Source organism: Nitriliruptor sp. (assembly GCF_040882075.1).
Classification (GTDB): Bacteria; Actinomycetota; Nitriliruptoria; order Nitriliruptorales; family Nitriliruptoraceae; genus Nitriliruptor.
The window spans coordinates 1-7222 of the sequence record NZ_JBBEBZ010000028.1 but is presented as its reverse complement, the minus strand read 5'-3'; the positions used below and the strand labels follow the sequence as shown (position 1 = coordinate 7222).

Genomic DNA, 7222 nt, shown 5'->3' with positions numbered 1-7222 from the left:
CCGCCCTCACCGGCGTGGACGGACACGATGGCGTCGTTGCTGTCGTGCTCCCCGGACAGCAGGGTGGCCAGCTCGTAACGGTCGAGGTCGGCCTCGAGGGCGGCCAAGCCCGAGGTGACCTCGACGGCCGAGGACGGATCGTCCTCCTCCTGGGCGAGCTCCTCGAGCACCTCGAGGTCATCGACCCGTTCGGTCAGCGCGGCGAGCCTGGCGACCTCCTGCTCGATCGCCGACAGCTCGGTGGTGACCGATCGCGCGTGGTTCGGGTCGTCCCACAGCTCCGGGCGGCCGGCCAGCTCCTGCAGCTCCTCGAAACGGAAGCGCTTGCCCTCGAGGTCGAGGTCGTGGACGAGCTGGGCCACGCGGCGGCGCGCGGCTTCGAGCTCGTCGGCGTGGCTGTCGGGCATCGGGGGCTGCCTCACGGATCGGGGACGACGGGCGATGGTACCGAGCAAGCTCCCGCACCCGTCCGGGGTGACCGGGGCGCACGGCTAGCCTCCGCCGCCCCCGACCCGCGAGGCGTTCCGCCGTTCTTCCGCACGACGCTCACCGACGAGCTCGCGTCAGGCCTTGGTCGCCGAGGTCACCACGTCGAAGCTCCACAGCTCCGAACCGACCGCAGCCGGTCCCCCACCGCCGGGGGCGCCGCCCGGGTGCCCGCCTTCCGGTGCACCGCCCGGGTGCCCGCCTTCCGGTGCACCGCCGGGGTGACCGCCGCCCGCGGGTGCCTCGGCATCGGTCGCTTCAGCGTCCGCCGCCGACCGGGCGTGGCCCTGCTGGAAGGCCATGCTGGACATCCAGGCCTGGAACGCCTCCTCGTCGCGCCACCGGGTGATCACCAGGTAGCGGTCGAAGTTCTCGGTCGGGCGCAGCAGCTCGAAGGACTCGAAGCCGTCGACCTTCTCGACCTCGCCGGCACGGGAGGCGAAGCGCTGCTCGAGCACCTCACCGCGCCCCTCGGGCACCTGCAGGACGTTGATCCTCACGACGGACACGGACGGGCTCCTCGGTTCGGTCACGGCTGGACCGGCGACCGTACCGAGACCCACCCGGCCCACGGTCACCGGCGCGCAGGCTCACCTTCGGGTGGGGTTCAGCGGCCCTACCCTGTGCGGCCGGCTCGCACCGCGCGAGGACCGACCGAGGGAGGGCCGACGTGGCTCGAGGTACGTCCGACGCCGGCGACCTCCACGGGCTCCGTCGCGAGTTCGCCGCGCTGCCGCTGTCCTCGCGTCGCGCCGTGGCGCGGGCCGTGAGCCGGGGCCGGGCCGTGGACGAACGCAAGCTCGCGGTCCACGCCGTGCTCGTCGCTCGGCGCCAACAGCGGCTGTGGCGGTGGGTGTGGCTCGCCGGCCCCGCCATCGGCATCACCCAGATCAGCGCCGGGTGGCAGGCGGCCGTCGTCGCCATCGCCATCTCGACGGTGACGATGGGGCTGCTCTCGCGCTACTGGCTCCTGAAAGCACGCCGGGCCGAGGCGGACAACCTCGGCCTGGTCTCCAAACGGCAGCGCGCCCGCCTGGACCCGCCGGGCGACGGACCGCCGGTCAGCTCTCGAGGCGCTTGAGCACCCCGCGGGCGACGGAGACGACGTTGTCGGCGGTGAAACCGAACCGCTCGAACAGGTCACCGGCCGGAGCCGACGCGCCGAAGCGGGTCATGCCGACCACCTCACCGGCGTCTCCGACGAAACGCTCCCAGCCGAACGGGGTCGCGGCCTCGACGGCGACCCGGGCGCGGACCGTCGGTGGCAACACCGCGTCCCGGTCGGCGAGGTCGAGGGCGGCGAACCGCTCCCAGCTCGGGGCCGACACGACGCGCACACCGGTGCCGTCGGCGGCGAGCTGGTCAGCTGCCTCGACGCACAGCTGCACCTCGGAGCCGGTGCCGATCAGGATCAGGTCCGGGTCCTGGCCATCGGCGACCCCGGCGTCGCTCAGCACGTAGGCGCCACGGTCGACCGCGTCCGCTGGCTTGTCGCCGAGCGGCGGTAGCCCCTGGCGGGACAGCGCGATGATCGACGGGCCATCGTGCTCGATCGCGCAGCGCCAGGCGCCGACGACCTCGTCGCCGTCGGCCGGGCGGAACACCTGCAGGCCGGGGATGGCGCGCAGGGACGCGAGGTGTTCGATCGGCTGGTGGGTCGGGCCGTCCTCGCCGAGCCCGATCGAGTCGTGGGTCATCACGTAGACGACCTTGGTCCGCATCAGCGCAGCCAACCGGATCGCCGGTCGGCAGTAGTCGGTGAAGACCAGGAAGCTCGCCACGTACGGGAGCACGCCACCGAACAGCGCCATGCCGTTGGCCATCGAAGCCATCGCGTGCTCCCGGATCCCGAAGCGGAGGTTGCGACCGAGCCGGTCGTCAGCGGAGAAATCCCCGCCACCCTCGACGTCGGTGTTGTTGGACGCAGCGAGGTCGGCCGAGCCGCCGAACAGCTCGGGCAGCACCGGTGCCAGCGCGTTGATGACGGCGCCGGAGTGCACGCGCGTGGCAGCCTTGTCCTCGAGCGTGGGCAGCGCATCCAGCCAGCCCTCGGGCAGATCGCCGCGCACGACCCGACGGTCGAACTCGGCGGCGAGATCGGGGTGCGCGTCGCGGTAGGCGCCGACCCGCTGGTCCCAGTCAGCCCGTAGCTGCGCCCCGCGGTCGGCGACGTCGAGGTGGTCACGGACGTCGTCCGGCACGGTGAACGGTTCGGCGTGGGGCCAGCCGAGCGCCTCCTTGGTGGCGGCGATCTCGTCCGGTCCGAGCGGCGCACCGTGCGCCTTCGACGTCCCGGCCTTGTTCGGCGAGCCGTGGCCGATGACGGTCTTGACCGCGATCAGCGACGGACGCGGGTCCGCGTCGGCCTCGGCGATGGCGGCACGGACCGCGTCGAGATCGGTGACGTCGTCGACCCGCGACGTGTGCCAGCCGTACGCGTCGAACCGGGCGAGCACGTCCTCGGAGAAGGCGAGGTCGGTCGAGCCGTCGATGGTGATCGAGTTGTCGTCCCAGAGGTAGGTGACGCGGCCGAGCTGCAGCTGGCCGGCCAGCGAGGCGGCCTCGCTGGCGACGCCCTCCATCAGGTCCCCGTCCGAGACGATGCCGTAGATGCGGCTCTGGACGATGTCGGACCCGTCCCGGTCGAACTCGGCAGCCAGACGCTCGGCTGCCAGCGCCATGCCGATGCCGTTGGCCACGCCCTGACCGAGCGGCCCCGTGGTGGTCTCGACGCCGTCGAGCAGGAAGTTCTCGGGGTGCCCCGCGGTGACCGACTCGAACCGCCGGAAGTTCCTGATGTCGTCGAGCGTCGGCCGCGCGTACCCGGACAGGTGGAGCGCGGCGTAGAGGAGCATCGACCCGTGCCCCGCGGACAGGACGAAGCGGTCGCGACCGGCCCAGTGCGGATCGGACGGATCGTGCCGCAGGACCTCCCGGAACAGCACGTACGCCAGCGGAGCACAGCCCATCGGCATACCCGGGTGACCGGAGTTGGCCTGCTGCACGGCGTCCATCGCCAGGGTGCGGAAGGTGTCGACGGAGCGCTGCTCGAGGTCGGTGACCACGCGGGAGCCTTCGGTTTCGGGGGGCACGCGCGACGTGCGCGGCGGGAGGGGGCCGATCGGGACGATGGCCTCGTCGCGCGGATGATGCCACAACCACCGGGGGGCCTACCCTGCGCGACGCGGCCGCGAGGGCGGTGCGCATCTCCCCGACCGTGAGAGGTCCTGTACCGTGCCGCCGCTCACCCAGAGGCTGACCTACCGGCTCGCGCTCGAGAACGCGCCGGGCATGCTCGGCCGCGTCACGGCCGCCATCGACGAGTGCGGCGGCGAGGTCGTGGACACCGAACGCACCGGCGAGCAGCGCCACGTGGTCTTCCGTGACGTGTCGGTCGACGTCCGCGACGAACAGCACGGTGACGAGATCGCGGCGCTCCTGGTCGAACTCGAGGGCGTCGAGCTGCTGGCCATCCTCGATGACATCCTCGAGGCGCACGAGGGCGGCAAGATCCGCGTCGAGGTGACCCGCGACGTCCTGGACAACGAGGACCTCGCGCTCGTCTACACGCCTGGGGTCGCCAAGGTCTGCCGCCTCATCGCCGACGATCCGGTCGCGGCGTACCGCTTCACGATCCGCTCGAACTCGGTGGCCGTGATCACCGACGGCAGCGCCGTGCTCGGCCTCGGCGACATCGGCCCGCTCGCCTCCCTGCCGGTCATGGAGGGCAAGGCGATGCTGCTGAAGTCCTTCGGCGGCGTCGACGCCTACCCGTTGCTGGTCGACGAACAGGACCCGGACCTGTTCGTCGACACCGTCGCCCGGATCGCGTCCGGCTTCGGTGGCATCAACCTCGAGGACATCTCCGCACCGAGGTGCTTCGAGATCGAGGGCAAGCTCCGGCAGCGCCTCGACATCCCCGTCTTCCACGACGACCAGCACGGCACGGCCATCGTGGTCCTCGCGGCGCTGACCAACGCCGCCAAGGTCATCGGCCGCGACCTCACCTCGCTCCGGGTCGTCGTCCAGGGCATCGGCGCCGCCGGTGTCGCCATCGTCAACCTGCTGCGAGCCGCCGGGATCGAGGACATCGTCCCGGTCGACATCGACGGCATCCTCGAGTCCAAGCGCAAGGGCACCGACCCCATCCGGAGGCGGCTCGCCAAGCAGGTGAACCCGCGCGAGCTGTCCGGGCAGAAGGACGTCGCGCTGGCCGGCGCCGACGTCTTCATCGGGGTCTCCGGACCGAACACCCTCCCCATCGAGCTGGTGAAGACGATGGCGGAGGACCGCATCATCTTCGCGCTGGCCAACCCCACCCCCGAGATCCACCCCGACGTCGCACGCGGTCACGTGCGGGTGATGGCCACCGGCCGGTCCGACTTCCCGAACCAGATCAACAACGTGCTGGCCTTCCCCGGGCTGTTCCGCGGCCTGCTGGACGCCGCGGCGACGACCGTGACCGACGAGATGAAGATCGCCGCGGCCGAGGCGATCGCGTCGATGGTCGCCGACGACCTGGCCGACGACTACATCATCCCGTCGCCGTTCGACCGTCGGGTCGTGCCGGTCGTCGCGGAAGCGGTGGCGTCGACGGCCCGCGAGCAGGGGCACGTGCGGCCCGGGTCCTACGGGTCCCGCGAGTCGGAGTCCGAGGCCGCGATGCACGAGGCCGCCCGACGGGCGGTCCAACGGGCGGTGGCGCAGAAGTTCACGGGCGAGGACTGACCCGAGCCCGCCAGGTCAGCCGCCGCTCGCGGTCGGATCAACGTGGCGGCTGGCGGACGAGCGCGTCGCGGATCTCGCGCAGCAGCACGACGTCGTCGGGATCGGCGTCGGAGTCGACCGTGTCGTCCTGCTCCGGGCTCTTGCCCCGCGACATCCGGTTGTAGACCTTCACGATCAGGAAGACCGCCAAGGCGACCAGCAGGAAGTTGATGATCGCGGTGATGACGGCCCCCACCGACCCGGCACAGGTGGCGCCCTCGCAGGCGAACTGGCCGATGGAGTCGAAGTTCGGCTGTCCGACCGACAACGCGATCAGCGGCATCAACAGGCGCTCGACCACGGCGTTGACGACCGGCGTGAACGCCGCTCCGAGCACGACCGCGACCGCGAGGTCGACGACGTTGCCCCGGTTGATGAACTCCTGGAACTCCGCGATCACGGCGCCTCCTCGGTCCGGCCGTCCACGGCCGCGGACGCTAGCCAGGACGGGTCGGTGCACCGCCGCACCTGCCGCTGTCCAGGCGGTGCGGCGCCCGTCAGGAGTCAGCCAGCACGCGTAGCCACGTGGCGATCGGCTCGGCGGACCGCTCCAGGACCTCCGCGGCGGGACGGCGGACCCCGTCCGGCGCGTGGACGCCCGCGACGTCGAGCGTGTGATCGCCACCCTCGACGGCCAGCAGGGTCGCCCGCCGCGGCAGCTTGGTCAGGTGCTCCTCGAGCTCGTGGGCCGACCCGAACGGGTCCCGCGTCCCCTGCAGGAACAGGACGGGGATCGGGATGCGGTGCCAGTGGTCGACACGGAGCTGGTCGGGCTTCCCCGGCGGGTGGAGCGGGTACCCGTGCAGGATCAGCCCGGCCACCTCGAGCGCGTCATCCACCGCAGCGAGCGTCGCCACGCGACCCCCGTACGACTTCCCGCCGGCCACCCACGACGCCTGCGGTGCGACCTGGGCCCGCGCGGCCGCCAGCACGGCGCGGTAGCCGGGCACCGACGATTCGGCTCGGGGCGCCCGTCGACCGAGCTGGTGGTGCGGCAGGTTGGCCCGGACCACGGTGCACCCGAGCGAGGCCAGCACGTCGGCGAGCCCGGTGAGGGGCGCCCCGTCGTAGCTCCCACCCGCACCCGGCGTCAGCAGGACCGCCGGACCGCTCTGGCGGACCGGTGCGTGCACGGCCGCCGACACGACCGGCGACGGCGCATCCTCGAGCGCGAGCTCGAGCTCGATGGCCTCGTAGCTCACGCGTCCTCCGTGACGCCGAGCGCCTGCTCCGCGAGCTCGGTCGCAGCTTCCCGGTCGAGCTTGCCGTTGTTGCCCCGTGGGAGGTGTTCGACGGTCACGACCTCGGCGGGTCGTCGGTACCCGGCGACCTGATCACGCGCCCAGGTCAGGAACCGGTCGTCATCGAAACCACCGGTCGGCACGACCACCGCCACGAGCCGCTCACCGAGCCGCTCGTCCTCGACCCCGACGATGGCGAGCTCGGCGACCCCCTCCGCGTCCTTGAGGGCTTCCTCGACCTCGGCGGGGAACACCGAGAACCCGCCGACCTTCAACCGGTCCTTGGACCGCCCGGCGAACTGGAACAGCCCACCACGCAGGACGCGGCCGTTGTCGCCCGACCCGAACCAACCCTCGTCGTCGGGGCCCTCCTCGTGGTCGCCCTCGTAGCCCTCGAGGACGTTCGGGCCGTGCCACTGGATCTCGCCGACCTCACCGTTCGGCAGCGGCTGGCCGTCCTCGTCGACGACGCGGACCCGCACACCGGGGAGGGTCTTGGCGAACGACGGCGCCGGGAGCGAACCCACCGGCGACGGCGGGTAGAGCCGGATCGCCGCCGGACCGGACAGCTCGACCATGCCGAAGATGTCGACCACGACCGCCGACCCGAACCCGTGGCCGGCCACCCGCCCGAACGCGCCGTAACGCTGCAGGCGCCGAGCCCGGTCGGAGGGCAGGACGTCCGCGGAGGAGACGAAGATCTGGATCGACGACAGGTCCCGGTCGGC

8 protein-coding genes are annotated in these 7222 nt (G+C 72.2%); 2 read left to right on the top strand and 6 right to left on the bottom strand.

Annotation, left to right across the window (positions count from 1 at the left end):
- Both WEB03_RS01690 and WEB03_RS01685 read right to left on the bottom strand, forming a co-directional pair.
- Positions 1 to 407: PCRF domain-containing protein (locus WEB03_RS01690; protein WP_368069239.1), on the bottom strand; the 407-nt coding region annotated here is incomplete at its 3' end.
- 156 nt (positions 408 to 563) lie between these two features.
- On the bottom strand, positions 564 to 995 hold the full coding sequence (locus WEB03_RS01685) for an antibiotic biosynthesis monooxygenase (protein WP_368069238.1): 432 nt from the start codon (positions 993 to 995) through the stop codon (positions 564 to 566).
- A gap of 161 nt (positions 996 to 1156) precedes the next feature.
- Here WEB03_RS01685 and WEB03_RS01680 point away from each other — a divergent pair, with 161 nt between their 5' ends.
- On the top strand, positions 1157 to 1567 hold the full coding sequence (locus WEB03_RS01680) for a hypothetical protein (RefSeq protein WP_368069237.1): 411 nt from the start codon (positions 1157 to 1159) through the stop codon (positions 1565 to 1567).
- On the opposite strand, the gene tkt is transcribed toward WEB03_RS01680, so the two are convergent.
- Positions 1548 to 3551, bottom strand: a complete 2004-nt coding sequence (tkt, locus tag WEB03_RS01675) for a transketolase (RefSeq protein WP_368069236.1) — start codon at positions 3549 to 3551, stop codon at positions 1548 to 1550. The two genes, WEB03_RS01680 and tkt, sit on opposite strands and share 20 nt — an antisense overlap.
- Before the next feature lie 169 nt (positions 3552 to 3720).
- Here tkt and WEB03_RS01670 point away from each other — a divergent pair, with 169 nt between their 5' ends.
- Entirely contained in the window at positions 3721 to 5214 is a 1494-nt protein-coding gene (locus WEB03_RS01670) for an NAD-dependent malic enzyme (RefSeq protein ID WP_368069235.1), read from the top strand.
- A 37-nt stretch (positions 5215 to 5251) separates the two neighbouring features.
- Here the strand turns inward: WEB03_RS01670 and mscL are convergent, their stop codons facing one another.
- The 3 genes from mscL to WEB03_RS01655 form a co-directional block, all read right to left on the bottom strand.
- Positions 5252 to 5653 carry a large conductance mechanosensitive channel protein MscL gene (gene mscL / locus WEB03_RS01665; RefSeq protein ID WP_368069234.1) on the bottom strand — a complete coding sequence of 134 codons (402 nt, stop codon included), beginning with the start codon at positions 5651 to 5653 and terminating at the stop codon, positions 5252 to 5254.
- A 97-nt stretch (positions 5654 to 5750) separates the two neighbouring features.
- Positions 5751 to 6455 (bottom strand): alpha/beta family hydrolase, encoded by a 705-nt coding sequence (locus WEB03_RS01660; RefSeq protein WP_368069233.1) that lies wholly within the window; start codon positions 6453 to 6455, stop codon positions 5751 to 5753.
- Positions 6452 to 7222, bottom strand: a 771-nt coding sequence (locus WEB03_RS01655; protein ID WP_368069232.1) for a class I adenylate-forming enzyme family protein, incomplete at its 5' end; no start/stop codon positions are given. The genes WEB03_RS01655 and WEB03_RS01660, both read right to left, overlap by 4 nt.